Origin of the sequence: Streptomyces sp. NPDC087310 (assembly GCF_044744405.1) — a bacterium.
Lineage (GTDB): Bacteria > Actinomycetota > Actinomycetes > Streptomycetales > Streptomycetaceae > Streptomyces.
In genome coordinates, this window is record NZ_JBIUYF010000011.1 from 136,881 (window position 1) to 152,098 (window position 15,218).

General features: G+C 72.6%; 17 protein-coding genes. 5 read left to right on the forward strand and 12 right to left on the reverse strand.

What is annotated here, in order from left to right; all coding sequences use genetic code 11:
* Positions 1 to 58: 58 nt before the first annotated feature.
* From hisF to hisD, 8 genes are read right to left on the reverse strand one after another with little or no spacing between them, the layout of a single operon-like run.
* Positions 59 to 814 carry an imidazole glycerol phosphate synthase subunit HisF gene (gene hisF / locus ACIO3P_RS35305; RefSeq protein ID WP_329826063.1) on the reverse strand — a complete coding sequence of 252 codons (756 nt, stop codon included), beginning with the start codon at positions 812 to 814 and terminating at the stop codon, positions 59 to 61.
* A complete protein-coding gene (locus ACIO3P_RS35310; RefSeq protein ID WP_401850380.1) occupies positions 811 to 1,260 on the reverse strand; it encodes a RidA family protein in 450 nt (149 codons plus the stop codon). The genes hisF and ACIO3P_RS35310 overlap by 4 nt, the downstream gene beginning before the upstream one ends.
* Positions 1,257 to 1,982 (reverse strand): bifunctional 1-(5-phosphoribosyl)-5-((5-phosphoribosylamino)methylideneamino)imidazole-4-carboxamide isomerase/phosphoribosylanthranilate isomerase PriA, encoded by a 726-nt coding sequence (gene priA / locus ACIO3P_RS35315; protein ID WP_329826318.1) that lies wholly within the window; start codon positions 1,980 to 1,982, stop codon positions 1,257 to 1,259. Before priA ends, ACIO3P_RS35310 begins: the two co-directional genes overlap by 4 nt.
* Before the next feature lie 36 nt (positions 1,983 to 2,018).
* On the reverse strand, positions 2,019 to 2,663 hold the full coding sequence (hisH, locus tag ACIO3P_RS35320) for an imidazole glycerol phosphate synthase subunit HisH (protein WP_329826061.1): 645 nt from the start codon (positions 2,661 to 2,663) through the stop codon (positions 2,019 to 2,021).
* On the reverse strand, positions 2,660 to 2,827 hold the full coding sequence (locus ACIO3P_RS35325) for a hypothetical protein (RefSeq protein ID WP_329826060.1): 168 nt from the start codon (positions 2,825 to 2,827) through the stop codon (positions 2,660 to 2,662). Before ACIO3P_RS35325 ends, hisH begins: the two co-directional genes overlap by 4 nt.
* The gene (gene hisB / locus ACIO3P_RS35330) at positions 2,824 to 3,417 is read right to left on the reverse strand and encodes an imidazoleglycerol-phosphate dehydratase HisB (RefSeq protein WP_052576231.1); all 594 of its coding nucleotides are present in this window, start codon (positions 3,415 to 3,417) and stop codon (positions 2,824 to 2,826) included. Before hisB ends, ACIO3P_RS35325 begins: the two co-directional genes overlap by 4 nt.
* Positions 3,414 to 4,568, reverse strand: coding sequence for a histidinol-phosphate transaminase (locus ACIO3P_RS35335; RefSeq protein WP_329826059.1), 1,155 nt, complete (start codon positions 4,566 to 4,568; stop codon positions 3,414 to 3,416). Before ACIO3P_RS35335 ends, hisB begins: the two co-directional genes overlap by 4 nt.
* Positions 4,565 to 5,896 carry a histidinol dehydrogenase gene (gene hisD / locus ACIO3P_RS35340; protein ID WP_401850382.1) on the reverse strand — a complete coding sequence of 444 codons (1,332 nt, stop codon included), beginning with the start codon at positions 5,894 to 5,896 and terminating at the stop codon, positions 4,565 to 4,567. Before hisD ends, ACIO3P_RS35335 begins: the two co-directional genes overlap by 4 nt.
* A 251-nt stretch (positions 5,897 to 6,147) precedes the next feature.
* Between hisD and ACIO3P_RS35345 the strand changes: the two genes are divergently transcribed.
* From ACIO3P_RS35345 to ybaK, 4 genes are all read left to right on the forward strand, one after another.
* Positions 6,148 to 7,767 carry an oxidoreductase gene (locus ACIO3P_RS35345; protein ID WP_329826057.1) on the forward strand — a complete coding sequence of 540 codons (1,620 nt, stop codon included), beginning with the start codon at positions 6,148 to 6,150 and terminating at the stop codon, positions 7,765 to 7,767.
* Between the two features lie 256 nt (positions 7,768 to 8,023).
* Positions 8,024 to 9,052, forward strand: coding sequence for a hypothetical protein (locus ACIO3P_RS35350; protein WP_329826056.1), 1,029 nt, complete (start codon positions 8,024 to 8,026; stop codon positions 9,050 to 9,052).
* 5 nt (positions 9,053 to 9,057) lie between these two features.
* Positions 9,058 to 9,798, forward strand: coding sequence for an LON peptidase substrate-binding domain-containing protein (locus tag ACIO3P_RS35355; protein WP_329826055.1), 741 nt, complete (start codon positions 9,058 to 9,060; stop codon positions 9,796 to 9,798).
* A gap of 36 nt (positions 9,799 to 9,834) precedes the next feature.
* Positions 9,835 to 10,338, forward strand: coding sequence for a Cys-tRNA(Pro) deacylase (ybaK, locus tag ACIO3P_RS35360; protein WP_329826054.1), 504 nt, complete (start codon positions 9,835 to 9,837; stop codon positions 10,336 to 10,338).
* A gap of 71 nt (positions 10,339 to 10,409) precedes the next feature.
* Here the strand turns inward: ybaK and ACIO3P_RS35365 are convergent, their stop codons facing one another.
* The 4 genes from ACIO3P_RS35365 to ACIO3P_RS35380 all read right to left on the reverse strand — a co-directional run bounded on the left by ACIO3P_RS35365 (position 10,410) and on the right by ACIO3P_RS35380 (position 14,761).
* Positions 10,410 to 11,096 (reverse strand): hypothetical protein, encoded by a 687-nt coding sequence (locus tag ACIO3P_RS35365; RefSeq protein WP_329826053.1) that lies wholly within the window; start codon positions 11,094 to 11,096, stop codon positions 10,410 to 10,412.
* 83 nt (positions 11,097 to 11,179) lie between these two features.
* Positions 11,180 to 12,016, reverse strand: a complete 837-nt coding sequence (locus ACIO3P_RS35370) for an ABC transporter permease (protein WP_399295895.1) — start codon at positions 12,014 to 12,016, stop codon at positions 11,180 to 11,182.
* 154 nt (positions 12,017 to 12,170) lie between these two features.
* The gene (locus ACIO3P_RS35375; protein ID WP_329826316.1) at positions 12,171 to 13,142 is read right to left on the reverse strand and encodes an ABC transporter ATP-binding protein; all 972 of its coding nucleotides are present in this window, start codon (positions 13,140 to 13,142) and stop codon (positions 12,171 to 12,173) included.
* 356 nt (positions 13,143 to 13,498) lie between these two features.
* The gene (locus ACIO3P_RS35380; protein WP_329826052.1) at positions 13,499 to 14,761 is read right to left on the reverse strand and encodes an NYN domain-containing protein; all 1,263 of its coding nucleotides are present in this window, start codon (positions 14,759 to 14,761) and stop codon (positions 13,499 to 13,501) included.
* A 268-nt stretch (positions 14,762 to 15,029) separates the two neighbouring features.
* Here ACIO3P_RS35380 and ACIO3P_RS35385 point away from each other — a divergent pair, with 268 nt between their 5' ends.
* Positions 15,030 to 15,206 (forward strand): hypothetical protein, encoded by a 177-nt coding sequence (locus ACIO3P_RS35385; RefSeq protein ID WP_329826051.1) that lies wholly within the window; start codon positions 15,030 to 15,032, stop codon positions 15,204 to 15,206.
* Positions 15,207 to 15,218: the final 12 nt, after the last annotated feature.

Sequence of the window (15,218 nt, forward strand, 5' to 3'; positions counted from 1 at the left end):
GCCCCCGCCGATGCCTCGAAGGCGCGGCGGGGGCCCTGGCCGGACGGGGGAAGCGGGGTCAGCGCACCGGATGCCCCGCCTGCCGCAGCGCGTCCTTGACCTCGCCGATGCGCAGGTCGCCGAAGTGGAAGACCGATGCCGCCAGTACGGCGTCGGCGCCCGCCTCGATCGCCGGGGCGAAGTGGGCCAGTCGCCCCGCGCCGCCCGAGGCGATGACGGGGACCGTGACGTGCTTGCGTACGGCCTCGATCATCTCGGTGTCGTAGCCGTCCTTCGTGCCGTCCGCGTCCATCGAGTTGAGCAGGATCTCGCCCGCGCCCAGCTCGGCCGCCTCGTGGGCCCACTCGACGGCGTCGCGGCCCGTGCCCTGGCGACCGCCGTGGGTGGTGACCTCGAAGGAGCCGGACGGGGTCCGGCGGGCGTCGACCGACAGCACCAGGACCTGGCGTCCGAAGCGCTCGGCGATCTCGCGGATCAGCTCGGGGCGCGCGATGGCCGCCGTGTTGACGCCGACCTTGTCAGCGCCCGACCGCAGCAGCTTGTCGACGTCATCGGCGGTCCGTACGCCGCCGCCGACCGTGAGCGGGATGAAGACCTGCTCCGCGGTGCGGCGCACCACGTCGTAGGTCGTCTCGCGGTCGCCGGACGAGGCGGTGATGTCGAGGAAGGTCAGCTCGTCGGCGCCCTCGGCGTCGTACAGCTTGGCCATCTCGACCGGGTCACCGGCGTCGCGCAGGTTCTGGAAGTTGACGCCCTTGACGACCCGGCCCCGGTCGACGTCCAGGCAGGGGATCACCCGTACGGCCAGCGTCATGCGGCACCTCCCCGCGGGTTCCCGGTGGCCCGGTACGCCTCCACCTCGACCTCCACCACGAGGCTCGGGTCGATGAGACCCGCCACCACGATCATGGAGGCGGCGGGGCGTGCCGCGTCGAAGAGTTCCTTGTGGGCGCGGCCGACCTCGTCCGCGTCCCGTACGTGCGTGAGGTACATCCGCGTCCGTACGACGTGCTCCGCGCCGAGACCCAGCTCCTCCAGCGCCTTGAGCGCCACGCCGAACGCGGTGACGGCCTGCTCGTAGGGGCCGCCCTCGGCGATCCGGCCGTCGACCACCGACGTGCAGCCGGAGACCAGGACGAGCCCGTTCGGCAGTTCCACCGCGCGGGAGTAGCCGAAGGACTCCTCCCAGGGGCCGCCGGACGGGACCTTCCGTACGGCCGCGGCGTCGGCCCCGGCCGCAGCCCCGGCGTCGCCGCTCATCCGGACACCGCCGCGAGCGCCTCTTCCAGCGTGAACGCCTCGGCGTACAGCGCCTTGCCGACGATCGCGCCCTCGACGCCCTCGGGCACCAGGCCGGCGATGGCCCGCAGGTCGTCCAGCGAGGAGACCCCACCGGAGGCGACGACAGGCTTGTCGGTCGCGGCGCAGACGTTCCTCAGCAGCTCCAGGTTCGGACCCTGGAGGGTGCCGTCCTTGGCGATGTCGGTGACGACGTACCGCGCGCACCCCTCGGAGTCCAGCCGGGCCAGCGTCTCGTAGAGGTCGCCGCCGTCGCGGGTCCAGCCCCGGCCGCGCAGGGTCGTGCCGCGTACGTCGAGGCCGACCGCGATCTTGTCGCCGTGCTGGGTGATGACCCGGGCGACCCACTCCGGGGTCTCCAGCGCGGCCGTACCGAGGTTGACGCGGGTGCAGCCGGTGGCGAGGGCCGCGGCGAGCGAGGCGTCGTCGCGGATGCCGCCCGACAGCTCGACCTTGAGGTCCATGGCGTCGGCGACCTCGGCGATCAGCTTCCGGTTGTCACCGGTGCCGAAGGCCGCGTCGAGGTCGACCAGGTGCAGCCACTCGGCGCCCGCGCGCTGCCAGGTGAGGGCGGCTTCGAGGGGGGAGCCGTACGAGGTCTCCGAGCCGGACTCGCCGTGGACGAGGCGTACGGCCTGGCCGTCACGGACGTCGACGGCGGGGAGGAGTTCCAGCTTCGGCACATCGGACTTCGGCACGGAAGGCATTCCAGAATCCATTCAGAGGGTTCCGATCCAGTTGGTCAGCAGCTCGGCGCCGGCGTCGCCGGACTTCTCGGGGTGGAACTGGGTGGCCCACAGTGCACCGTTCTCCACGGCCGCGACGAAGGGCTCGCCGTGGGTGGCCCAGGTGACCCGGGGCGCGCGGATCTTGGCGTTGGTGACCTCCAGGCTCCACTCCCGCACGGCGTACGAGTGCACGAAGTAGAACCGTGCGTCGGGGTCGACCCCGGCGAACAGTTGGCTGTCCTCCGGTGCCTCGACGGTGTTCCACCCCATGTGCGGGACGACGGGGGCCTGGAGCGGTCCGACCGTCCCCGGCCACTCGTCGAGCCCCTCGGTCTCCACGCCGTGCTCGATGCCCCGCTCGAAGAGGACCTGCATGCCGACGCAGATGCCCATGACGGGACGGCCGCCGGCGAGCCTGCGGCCGATGATCCACTCGCCGCGCGCTGCGGTGAGCCCCTTCATGCAGGCGGAGAAGGCGCCGACGCCGGGGACGAGCAGCCCGTCGGCGTTCATGGCCTTGTCGAAGTCGCGGGTGATCTCGACGTCGGCCCCGGCGCGGGCGAGGGCGCGCTCGGCGGAGCGGACGTTCCCGAACCCGTAGTCGAAGACGACCACGTTCTTCGCGGTCTTGGTCATCCCCAGATCCCCTGGATCCGCAGGACGCCCGCCACCAGGCAGAGCACGGAGCAGAGCCCGAGCAGCACGATCACGCCCAGAGGCAGTTTCTGCTTGTGGAAGGAGTACACACCGCCGGCGAGGAAGAGCCCCACGACGATCAGGATGGTCGACAGACCGGTCACAGGGCGCCCTTGGTCGAAGGAAGGATTCCGGCGGCGCGCGGGTCGCGCTCGGAGGCGTACCGCAGGGCCCGGGCGAGCGCCTTGAACTGGCACTCCACGATGTGGTGCGCGTTGCGCCCGTACGGGACGTGGACGTGCAGCGCGATCTGGGCCTGGGCGACGAAGGACTCCAGGATGTGCCGGGTCATCGTCGTGTCGTACTCGCCGATCATCGGCGCCATCTTCTCGGGCTCGGTGTGTACGAGGTACGGGCGGCCCGAGAGGTCGACGGTGACCTGGGCGAGCGACTCGTCCAGCGGCACCGTGCAGTTGCCGAAGCGGTAGATGCCGACCTTGTCGCCGAGGGCCTGCTTGAAGGCGGCGCCGAGCGCGAGGGCGGTGTCCTCGATGGTGTGGTGCGAGTCGATGTGGAGGTCGCCCTCGGTCTTCACCGTGAGGTCGAACAGGCCGTGCCGGCCGAGCTGGTCGAGCATGTGGTCGTAGAAGCCGACCCCGGTCGACACATCGACCTTGCCGCTGCCGTCGAGATCGATCTCGACGACGACGGAGGTCTCCTTCGTCGTACGTTCCACGCGGCCGATGCGGCTCATGCGCTCTGCTCCTTCTTGAGATCACGTACCGCGTCGAGGAACGCGTCGTTCTCGGACGGGGTGCCCGCGGTCACCCGCAGCCAGCCAGGTACGCCGTTGTCACGGATGAGGACACCCCGGTCGAGGATCCGCTGCCAGGCGGTGTGGGAGTCCTCGAAGCGGCCGAACTGGACGAAGTTCGCGTCCGAGTCGGTGACGTCGAACCCGATGGTCCGCAACTCCCCGACCAGGCGGTCCCGCTCGGCCTTGAGCGTCTCGACGTACCCCAGCAGCGTATCGGTGTGCTCCAGCGCGGCGAGCGCGGTGGCCTGGGTGACGGCGGAGAGGTGGTACGGCAGGCGCACCAACTGGACGGCGTCGACCACGGCGGGGTGCGCGGCGAGATAGCCGAGGCGCAGCCCGGCCGCGCCGAACGCCTTGGACATGGTGCGCGAGACGACGAGGAGCGGGCGGCCCTCGACGAGGGGCAGCAGGGAGGGGCGGTGGCTGAACTCGACGTACGCCTCGTCCACGACGACCAGCGTCGGGCGGACCGCCTGCGCGGCCTCGTACAGCGCGAGGACGGCGTCGGCGGCGACCGCCGTGCCCGTGGGGTTGTTGGGCGAGGTGATGAAGACGACGTCGGGGCGGTGCGCGGCGATCGCCTCGCACGCCGCGGCCACGTCGATGGTGAAGTCCTCGTTGCGCGGCCCGGAGATCCAGCCGGTGCCGGTGCCGCGCGCGATGAGGCCGTGCATCGAGTACGAGGGCTCGAAGCCGATGGCGGTACGGCCGGGGCCGCCGAAGGTCTGCAGGAGTTGCTGGATGACCTCGTTGGAGCCGTTGGCGGCCCAGACGTTCGCGGCGGTCAGCGGGTGCGCCCCGGTGTCCGTGAGCCCCGTACGGGTGAGATAGGCGGCGAGCTGGGTGCGCAGCTCGACCGCGTCCCGGTCGGGGTAGCGGTTGAGCCCGCGGGCCGCCTCACGGACGCGCTCGGCGATCCGCTCGACCAGCGGTTCGGGCAGCGGGTAGGGGTTCTCGTTGGTGTTGAGCTGGACGGGGACGTCGAGCTGGGGCGCGCCGTACGGGGACTTGCCGCGCAGCTCGTCCCGTACGGGCAGGTCGTCGATCCCGAGGGGCCTCGGGAACGCGTCGGCGTCGGTGGTGCTCACTTGCCGGGTACCTTCCATCCGAACCTTGCTTTCAGCGCCGCGCCGTGCGCGGGCAGATCCTCCGCCTCCGCCAGCGTCACCACATGGTGGGCGACCTCGGCGAGGGCGTCCTCGCTGTAGTCGACGATGTGGATGCCGCGCAGGAAGGACTGGACGGACAGGCCCGAGGAGTGGCAGGCGCAGCCGCCGGTCGGCAGGACGTGGTTGGAGCCGGCGCAGTAGTCGCCGAGCGAGACGGGGGCGTACGGGCCGACGAAGATCGCGCCCGCGTTGCGGACCCGCTCGGCCACGGCGGCGGCGTCGGCGGTCTGGATCTCCAGGTGCTCGGCGCCGTACGCGTCGACGACGCGCAGGCCGTCCTCGACGGAGTCGACGAGCACGATGGCCGACTGGCGTCCGGTGAGCGCGGGCCGTACCCGGTCCTCGATGTGCTTGGTGGCCGCGACCTGCGGTTCCAGCTCCTTGGCCACGGCGTCGGCCAGCTCCGTCGAGTCGGTGACGAGGACGGCGGCGGCGAGCGGGTCGTGCTCGGCCTGGCTGATCAGGTCGGCGGCGACGTGCACCGGGTCGGCGGTGTCGTCCGCGAGGATCGCGATCTCGGTGGGTCCGGCCTCGGCGTCGATACCGATCCGGCCGGTGAAGTAGCGCTTGGCGGCGGCGACCCAGATGTTGCCGGGGCCCGTGACCATGTTCGCGGGCGGGCAGCCGTCGGGGCCCGTGGTGCCGTACGCGAACATCGCGACGGCGGAGGCGCCGCCCGCCGCGTACACCTCGTCGACGCCGAGCAGCGCGCAGGCCGCCAGGATCGTCGGGTGGGGCAGGCCGCCGAACTCCTTCTGCGCGGGGGAGGCCAGCGCGATGGACGGGACGCCCGCCTCCTGGGCCGGCACCACGTTCATGATCACGGAGGACGGGTAGACGGACCGGCCGCCGGGCGCGTAGAGCCCCACGCGCTCCACCGGCACCCACTTCTCGGTGACGGTGCCGCCGGGCACGACCTGGGTGGTGTGCGCGGTACGGCGCTGCGCGCGGTGGACCAGCCGGGCGCGCCTGATGGACTCCTCCAGCGCGGCCCGGACGGCGGGGTCGAGCCCCGCGAGGGCGTCGGCGAGGGCGTCGGCGGGGACCCGTACGCGCTCCAGCCTGACCCCGTCGAACTTCTCCGCGGCCTCGATCAGCGCCGCCGTGCCCCGATGATGGACGTCCTCGCAGAGGGGCCGCACCTTCTCCAGGGCGGCCGCCACGTCGAACTCGGCTCGGGGCAGCAGGTCACGCAGAGCGACGCCCTCGGGGAGGGCGGCGCCGCGCAGATCGATTCGTGAGATCACGGGGTCAATTCTCGCAGACCGGATCAGGCCGCCGGACGCCTGTATCACTGGCTGATACATGTCCCGGAGGCCACTCCTCACTACTAGTGTTCAGTTCGTCACCGAGCGGGCACAACGAGGGTAAGGACCGTTTCGCCCATCTGGTCTGTACACCCCTCTGTACATCGCTCCACACACCTCTGTTCATCGCTCCACACATCCATGATCAGCACTCACACCCTGTACGCACACGGGGAAGCGGAGGAGCGGCCGTGACCGAGCCGCAGTACGACGAATGTCCCGACTGGCTCAGCGCCGCGGAAGTCGGCATGTGGCAGTCGTTCCGCAACGGCAGCGTGTACGACCTGAGCACGTCGGACCCGCTCCTGAACGATCCCTTCTCACCCCGCCCCTGGGGCACGGAACGCAGCGTGCGCGCCCGGGTGATGGCCCTGCTGCTGCTCAGCGGGCCCGCCGCGCTGCCGGGCCGGGTCGCGGCGCTCAAACTGCGCGGCCTCCAGATCACCGGGACGCTCAACCTCGCGGGCGGTGAGATCGCGCCGTACGTGGAGCTGGACCGGTGCCGGTTCGAGAACGAGGTGATCCTGCCCGAGTCGCACTTCACCACGCTGCGCATGGTGGCCTGCGCGATCCCCCGGCTGGAGGCCGCCCGGCTGCGCACCCAGGGCGATCTGCATCTGCCGCGCTGCCGGGTGGAGCGGGGGATCCGGCTGACCGACGCGCAGATCGGTACGGATCTGCTGATCAGCCAGATCGACGTGGGGCCCGACCGGGTCGGCCGGGCGATCGCCGCCGACGGACTGTCCGTCGCGCAGGACTTCACGGCCGATCAGATCGAGACGTTCGGCGAGGTCAGCCTGCGCGGCGCGAAGGTCGGCGTGTCGCTGAGCCTGCGCGGCAGCCGGCTGCGCGCCGCGGAGGAGCGGCGGGCGCTCAACGCCCCGCAGCTCACGGTGGAGCGCTCGCTGTACATGGCGGGCGCGTGGATCGGCGACTCCACCGACCTCCTCGGCACCCCCGACATCACCGCGGTGACTCCCCCGTACGGCGTCGGGCAGGTCGCGGCGCCGCTGCTGGGCACGCGATTACAGCGGTTCGAGTGCCGGGGCGGGGTCCGGCTGGACGACGGCCGGTTCGGGGACGCGCTCGACGTGGACGGGGCGCGGTTCTTCCTCGCGCCGACGGAGGAGCTGTCGCTGCGCCGGATCAGCACACCGGAGCTGCGGTTCAAGTGCGAGCGCGTGGAGGAGGGCCGGGTCGTACTGAGCGGCGCGCGGATCGTGACGCTCATCGACATGTCGACGAGCTGGCCGGGGCCCGGCGGGCTCGCCATGGGCGGCTTCGTCTACGAGAACATCGTCCCGTTCGGCCACTTCCCGCTGCTGCGGCGGCTGGAGTGGCTGGCGGCGGCGACCCCGGAGTACTCCCCCGAACCGTACGAACGGCTCGCGCAGGTGCTGCGGAACAGCGGCGAGGACGCGGACGCGCGCGAGGTGCTGCTGGCGAAGCAGCGGCGCCGCCGCGAGACGCTGCCGCTGGCGGCGAAGTTGTGGGGCTACCTCCAGGACTGGACGGTCGCGTACGGCTACCGCCCCGGCCGGGCGGCGCTGTGGATGGCGCTGCTGTGGGGCGCGGGCACGATCGCGTTCGCCCGCCACCCGCCGCCCCCGCTGCGGGCGGACGAACACCCGATATGGAATCCGGCGCTCTACGCTCTGGATCTGCTGATCCCGGTGATCGACCTGGGCCAGGACGGCTTCTGGCTCCCGGAGGGCACCTGGCAGTGGACGGCGGCGGGGCTGGTGGTGCTGGGGTGGATCCTGGCTACGACGGTGGCCACGGGAGCGACACGGGTGCTGCGACGGGGGTGACGCGCGGCCCTGGGGCGACGCCCGGCGCAGAGCGTCGCCCCGGCGCACGGCTCCGTCCCGGCACACGGTGTCGCCCCCGCAGCCTCATCGGTCGCGCGCCCACCGGGTGACGCACCAGGGGGCGCACCGGTCGCGCACCACCGGGGGACGTCACCCGCGTTTCTTTACTTTCCCTTGACCTCCGCCAGGACAACCTTTCCCCCGCCACCAAAGCTTCACAGCAACCCTCTGGCGCCCCCGCCACCTGCGGTTTTCAATGGTCCGCACCATGTCATTGCTTCGCGCCCTGATCAGCACCGCGCGTATGGTCCGGCACACCCCGCTGCTCGCCGCCGGGCTGCCACCGGACGACGAGGTGCTGCTCGACGCCCCCGACGACCGGCTCGCGCCCGCCCTGGTCTCCGCCGCGCTCGGCGAGTACGAGCAGGCAGCGAAGGTCCTCGCGGCGACGCGGGAGGCCGCAGCGTGGGAGGACCGGGACCGCTACGTCATGCGGCTGGCCGCGTTCGCGCACGGCCGGGACGGCTGGCTCGCCGCCTGGCTGCACGCGGCGCCGCACGACCCCGACGCCCTGCTCGTCCGGGCCGAACTGGCCGTCCGCAGGGCCTGGGAGTCCCCGGCCCGCGCCGAGTTGCTGCGCGAGACGGGGCCGCTGATCGACGCCGCGGCCGACGGCGACCCGCGCGATCCGGTGCCCTGGCGCGTGGCGCTCGACCACGCGCGGGGCACGCACGCCCCGCACACCGCGTTCGAGTCGCTGTGGGAGCAGGCCGTACGCCGCGCCTCGCACCACTACGGCTGCCATGTCGCGGCCCTCCAGTACCTCTCCGCCCACTGGTACGGCTCGCACCAGGAGTGCTTCGACTTCGCCGAGGACGCCGCCCGCGACGCGCTGCCCGGTTCGCTCGTACGGGCGCTTCCGGTGCGCGCGGCCTTCACCCGGCTGCTGAGCGGCCCGCCGGGCGCGGTCCACGGGGACCGTATCGACGCCGCCGCCGATCTCGCCATCACGGTCTCCGCCCGGTACGAGGCGGGCGACCCCTGGCCGGCCGAGGTGCGCAACCTCCTCGCGTACGTGCTGGTGGAGCGGGGGCGCTGGGCCGACGCACTGGAGCAGTTCCGGCTGATCGGGCCGTACGCGACGTCCTTCCCGTGGACCAGTTTCACCGACGATCCGCTCGGCCGGTTCCTCGAAACACGGGACGGCGTACGGATCCAACTGGCCTCGACCATGCCTTTGCGCAACAGGACCGACCGGGGAGGGCCCCGCGGCCATTACGCTTGACCGTTGTGACCACCGCACGCCTCCCTCTCTTCCCGCTGAACGCGGTGCTGTTCCCGGGCCTCGTCCTGCCCCTGAACGTCTTCGAGGAGCGTTATCGCGCGATCATGCGTGAGCTGCTGAAGACGGACGAGTCCGAACCGCGCCTCTTCGCCGTGGTCGCCATCCGCGACGGGCACGAAGTGGCGGTGACCGCCCCGGGCATGCCGGAGGGCACGTCACCGCCCGAGCGCCGGCCCGCCGACGGCTACGGCCCCGATCCGATCGAAGCGTTCCACCCGGTCGGCTGCGTCGCGGACGCGGCGACGATCCGCGAACGCCCCGACGGCACCTTCGAGGTGGTCGCCACCGGCACCACCCGGGTCCGGCTGCTCTCCGTCGAGGCCAAAGGACCGTATCTGACGGCGGAGCTGGAGGAGCTGCCCGAGGAGCCCGGCGACGGCGCGGCCACGCTCGCCGCAGGCGTCCTGCGCGCCTTCCAGAACTACCAGAAGCGGCTGGCCGGGGCGCGCGAGCGCTCGCTCTCCCGGATCGAGGACCTGCCGGACGAGCCCTCCGTGGTGTCGTACCTGGTGGCCGCCGCGGCCGTGCTGGACGTCCCGACGAAACAGTCGCTGCTGGAGGCGCCGGACATCGCGGCCCGGCTGCGCGCGGAGCTGAAGCTGCTGCGCGCGGAGACCGCGGTGATCCGTCATCTCCCCTCGCTGCCCGCCGTGACGCTGACGCAGGCGCCGACCACCCTCAACTGACCGAGCGGCCGCACCGTCCCAGGGGGGATCCGCACCGTGGCGAAGAAGTCCAGGAAGCAGCAGCAGTCCGGCGGGACCCCGGCGACGGTCGCGCTGACCGCGTCGGGCACGGCCTACACCCTGCACGCGTACGAGCACGACCCCGCGTCCCCGTCCTACGGCGAGGAGGCCGCGCAGGCGCTGGGCGTCTCCCCCGACCGGGTCTTCAAGACGCTCGTCGCGGACGTGGACGGTGAACTCACCGTCGCCGTCGTCCCCGTGGCGGGATCGCTGGACCTCAAGGCCCTCGCGGCGGCGGTCGGCGGCAAGCGCGCCGCCATGGCCGACCCGGCGGCGGCCGAGCGGACCACGGGGTACGTACGGGGCGGGATCTCCCCGCTGGGTCAGCGCAAGCGGCTCCGTACGGTCCTGGACGCCTCGGCCGAGGCCCATCCGACCGTGTGCGTCTCGGCGGGCCGGCGCGGCCTGGAGGTCGAGCTGGCCCCGGGGGACCTGGCGGCGCTCACCGCGGCGGTCGTGGCCCCCATCGGCCGCGCCTGAGGCGCCCGTACCCCCGTACCCCCGTACACCCGTATGGGCAGCGCTCCAACGCCGTCACGTAGTACGGCGGGTCACTTCTCCTTCTCCGGGGCGTCCCAGGACGGGGTCTCGCCACCCGGCCGGGGCGCGCTCCCGTACGCCGTGTTCCACTCCCACTCCGGTTCCGGATCGCGCGGGCCGAACAGGGCCGTCAGCGCGAGATGCACCACCATCGCGGCCACAGGCCACGCCAGCAGCGCGCCCTTCGCGTGGAGTTCGAGCGGCGCGTCGAAGGTGACGCCCTTGCCCGCCTGCTTGGCGTGCGCCACGACGTCCGACGTCGGACCCAGCTCCACACCGAACTTCCAGGCCAGCACCGCGCCCAGCAGCCCGCCCGCCGCCAGACCGACGACCAGGGCGATCCCGCCGCGCCGGTGGAAGAGGAAGACCAGGCCCGCGCTGACCGCGCCGAAGGCGAGCGCCAGCAGCAGGAACGTACCGTCGGCGGCGATGGCCTCCTCGCCCTCCGTGTCCTTCAGGAAGACGGCCGTGGCATCGGAGACCAGCGGGACGCGCGGCGCCAGCGACATCCACAGCAGCCCGAGGAGCAGCCCGGACACCGTGACGGCCACCAGGACCACCACCGCCTGCCGCACCTCGGTCTTCATGTCGGGCCACTTCTCCGCGTCGGCAGCGGGACGGGGCGACTCCCCGGCCGGCGGTGTCTGCCAGGGGTCGTCGTGCTGCGGCTGGTGGGGAGGCGTCAGAGGTGCGGTCACGGTGCCATCGTGCCAGGCCCCGGCGGTGGGCGCCGCATCGGACCGGCGCGGGGGCCGGGGACCGGACACCGTACGCCGCCGCCTCAGCGGACCGCGGCCCGCCGGTACGCCCAGGTCGCCACGGCCAGCGAGACGACCCCGACGACGGCGCAGACCCCGAGGTCGAACGCGACGGCCGTCCAGTCCGGGTGCGCGTCGAACGTACGGGCCAGCGCTTCCACCCCGTACGTGGACGGCAGAAGATCACGCGCGTACCCGATCGGCCCCGGCAGCCGGTCCGCGGGCAGCACCCCGAGCAGCAGCGCCGCGGACATCCCGAGCTGGCCCAGCAGGGTGGCCAGTTCCTGACGCGGCGCGAGCAGGCCGAGCGCCGCGCCGAGCCCCGCGAGGGCCGCGCCGGAGAGCGGGATGACCGCCGCGAGCACCCAGAGGTGGGTGAGCGGAAGCTGGAAGAGCACACTGCCGGTGACGGCCGTGACCGCCGTACCGGGCACGGTGAACGAGGCATACGCGCCCGCCGCGCCCAGCACCACCGCGGCGGGCGGCACGGGCAGGGTGGCGTAGTGGTCCAGGCCGCCGCTCGCCCGCAACTGGCCGAAGTACTGGGCGAGCAGATTGAGCGCGACGAACGCCACCACGAGCACGCTCGAACCGGCGACGACGGCCCGCGCCTCGTCACCGCCCTCCACGACGCCCCGCATCAGGATCATGATCCCGACGGACTGGAACGTCGCCACGAAGAGCAGCGGGATCCGGGCCACCCGCGCCCGGGAGAGCTGGGCACGGTAGACCGCGGCGAGCGAGGGCAGCAGCCGCGCCCGGGGCGCGAGCGGCGCGGGCGCGCCCCCGGCCGCCTCGGTGGGGGTGTCCTTCGCCGTCCGGATCCGCGCGGACACGGCCTCCGCGGGCACGATGCTCACCTGGCGCTGCTCCTGTTCGGTACGTTCGGGTCCGCCGGGGCCTGGTCGCGGACGTACGGCTGCCGACTGCGGCCGGCGCCCCGCCCCACCGCAGGGCCCCACCCTGCCACGGGGCGCGCGGTCACGGGACACGTCCCGGAAAAGCCCCCGGCGCTCATGCCTTCACCAGCCCCTGCGCCCGGCCGCCGAGCGCCAGATAGACATCCTCCAGGCTCGGCGTCGCCAGCGTGAAGTCGTCCAGCGCGGCGAAGGCCGCGCCGCCGGTCACCGCGGCGACGGCGGCGCGCGCCTCGTCGGGCGCGAGCCGCAGCACCCAGCGGCGACCGGACTCCTGCGCGGACCCGCGCAGCGCCGCCACCTCGGGCACGTCGAGCGGGGCGCGCTCCCGCCACACCAGCTCGACGCGGACCTCCCCGGCCACCTGCTCCTTCAGCCCCGACGGCGTGTCACAGGCGATGACCTTGCCGCGCTCCAGCACGGCGACCCGGTCGAGAACCGTCTCGGCCTCGATGACATTGTGGGTGACGAGCAGAACCGTCACCCCGTGCTCGGCCCGCCGCCGGTCCACCGCGGCCCACACCGCGCGCCGCGCGACGGGGTCCATCCCGGTGGTCGGCTCGTCCAGGACGAGTACGGGCCGCTCCCCCACCAGCGCGGCGGCGAAGCACGCGAGACGCCGCTGCCCGCCGGAGAGCTTCTTCAGCGCGCGCCCGGCGATCTCGGTGAGCCCCAGCTCCCCCAGCACCCGGTCCCGCTCGGCCCGCGCATCCCGCAACGTGAGCCCGCGCAGCCGCCCCGTGGTCTCGGCGGCGAGCGCCACGGTCAGTTCGTCGAGCGCGCTCGACTCCTGGCCGAGATAGCCGATGAGCCGCGAGGCACGCTCGGGATGGCGCACCAGATCGTGTCCGAGAACCTCGACGGCGCCGGAATCGGGCCGCATGAGCCCGGTGATCTGCCGTACGAGCGTGGACTTGCCGGCGCCGTTCGGCCCGAGCAGGCCGAAGATCTCACCACGCCGCACATCGAGCGAAATCCCGTCGGTGGCACGCACCTCAGGCGTCCCGGGAACCCCACGTCTGCCGCGCGCGGCGGGGTACGTCTTGACCAAGTCGCGCACCACACACACCGTACTCACGAGAAACGACCATACGTTGCGCGCCTGGCCCCCTTTCTTTTGGGGCTCGGTTCGCCTCCGGGGCGCCTCATGTCGGCGCCGACGCGCCCCTTCGGCTCACTCGCCGCAGGGTCGGGGGGCACCCCGGGGCCGGCGAGAGGGTTTCCCGGTGCCGGAATCTTCGGCCCGACTGCGCGCCTGGCCGGCGAGTGAGCCGAAGGGGCGCGCCGCTGTCGAAAGGGAGAGCGCGCGCAGGCCCCGAGGAACGAGGGGCCGAGCACGGTCGACCGTCGACAGTGGCATAAGGCGCCCCGGAGGCGAACCGAGCCCTAAAAAAACCGAGCCCTAAAAAAAGGGGCGCGTAGCAATCAACCTTCCTGGGCGGCTCGGACGTCGATCTCGCGCCAGAAGCCTGCCCGGATCGCGTACCGGTCGTGCTCGTCGATCTGGTCGTCCTTGTGTGCCAGCAGGCCGAAGCGGGCCGCGTACCGCAGCAGTTCGCCGTCGATGCGGTGCGGGACGCGGGGGTACATCACGGACAGTTTCTGTACGTGGGTGGTCTCCGGCAGCCGTTCCATCCAGCGCCGGGCGAAGACCTGTCCCACCTCGAAGGGGTCGCCGCCGACCGTGGTGATGTCCTCCTCCCGGTCCGCCCATCTCTGTTCCGCGCTGGTGAGCTGGGCCAGCGTCGGCAGGGACGCCGTTTCCGGGGGTTCGCCGGAGGTGCCGCCGCCCGGGCGTTCCACCCAGCCCTTGTCGGAGGACCAGCGGAGTGTCGCGCCCCCAGGATGCTGGGGTGGTGCGGGCTGCCGGTCGGGGTGGGGGGCGCGCAGGCTCGCCAGGTCCTTGGGGGTGGGGACGCCCTTGCCGCCCGTGGGCGCGGGGTGCGGTTCGGGTTCGTGGGTCGTGGGCTGTGCCGTCGAGCCGTTGCGTCCGGCGGGCGCCGCGGTCTGCGTCTGGGCCTGCGCCGCGCGTTCCGCGGAGGCCGCGAGCGCCGATTCGGGGAGCGGGGCCGAGAGGATCGCCGCGATCTCGGGGCGCGGGGCGGGGGACGGCGTACAGACGCCGCCGAGGTCCTTGGCGCGTACGGCCTTGGTGATCCACGCGCGGTCCAGTACGCGCCGTTCGTCCGCCTCGGCGACCAGGTCCTCGGACTGGTTGTAGTCGCCGTCGGCGGCCTGGACCGCCCAGAGGTGGACCGCGACGCCGTGTTCCTTGGCCGACATCAGGCCGGGCAGCAGATCGCCGTCGCCCGTGACCAGCACGACATCGGAACAGGCGCGATTTCTGGCCAGTTCGGTGAGTTCTGCATGCATCGCCGCGTCGACGCCTTTCTGCGCCCAGCGGCCGTCACTTCTCGTCAGCGCGCCGAGACGGACCGTGACGCGGGGCATCACGCGCAGCCGCCGGTGTTCGGGCTGCGGGACCCGGTCGGGGGCGCCGTCGAACCAGTAGATCCGGAGCAGCGGCTGTTCCGTATCGGCTTCGGCGCGCTCCCTGAGGCCCTGAATCAGGGCGGAGTGGTCGACGGTGATGCGGGATCGGGCCGGCTCTCCGGCCAGCAGGCTCGCGGCGGCGCCCAGCAGGTAGCCGGCGTCCACCAGGACGACGCAGCGGTCCACGCGTTCCACCCTCTTTCGGGAACCTCGGGATCGGGAGATCGGGAGTTACTGCGGGTTTGCTTCGAGTCTGCCCGACGGCAAGAGGCTTGACGTCCGGAACTCGATCATCGGCGTGGCGGATCGGTGACGGACCGAGGCGGATCGAGGCGGATCGGCCGTGGGGCGGGCCACAGGAACGCCCGCTACACACGGCAATGATCCAAAATGCGGCGTTCGGTGGCCTATGTGAGTCTCGAAGTGGCCCCTGGTCCTCAATGAACCCGCAGGAGGCAGCGCCATGTCGAAGAACAAGAACCGGGATCGCGGCAACAAGCAGCACGCCCGCTCGGAGTCGGAGCGCGGCACGCAGGAGTCGAGGTCCTCGTCGATGGAGGACCGCTCCGACCAGGTGGAGCAGAGGATCACGCCGTCGGACGTCGCCCACAAGCGGCAGAAGCGCTTCGGCCACAACTGACACCCGTACGAG

Excerpts from the sequence above, each read along its gene's own strand:
- hisF (WP_329826063.1), bottom strand. The coding sequence starts at position 814 with ATGACGCTGGCCGTACGGGTGATCCCCTGCCTGGACGTCGACCGGGGC.
- ACIO3P_RS35310 (WP_401850380.1), bottom strand. The coding sequence starts at position 1,260 with ATGAGCGGCGACGCCGGGGCTGCGGCCGGGGCCGACGCCGCGGCCGTA.
- hisH (WP_329826061.1), bottom strand. The coding sequence starts at position 2,663 with ATGACCAAGACCGCGAAGAACGTGGTCGTCTTCGACTACGGGTTCGGG.
- hisB (WP_052576231.1), bottom strand. The coding sequence starts at position 3,417 with ATGAGCCGCATCGGCCGCGTGGAACGTACGACGAAGGAGACCTCCGTC.
- ACIO3P_RS35350 (WP_329826056.1), top strand. The coding sequence starts at position 8,024 with ATGGTCCGCACCATGTCATTGCTTCGCGCCCTGATCAGCACCGCGCGT.
- ACIO3P_RS35385 (WP_329826051.1), top strand. The coding sequence starts at position 15,030 with ATGTCGAAGAACAAGAACCGGGATCGCGGCAACAAGCAGCACGCCCGC.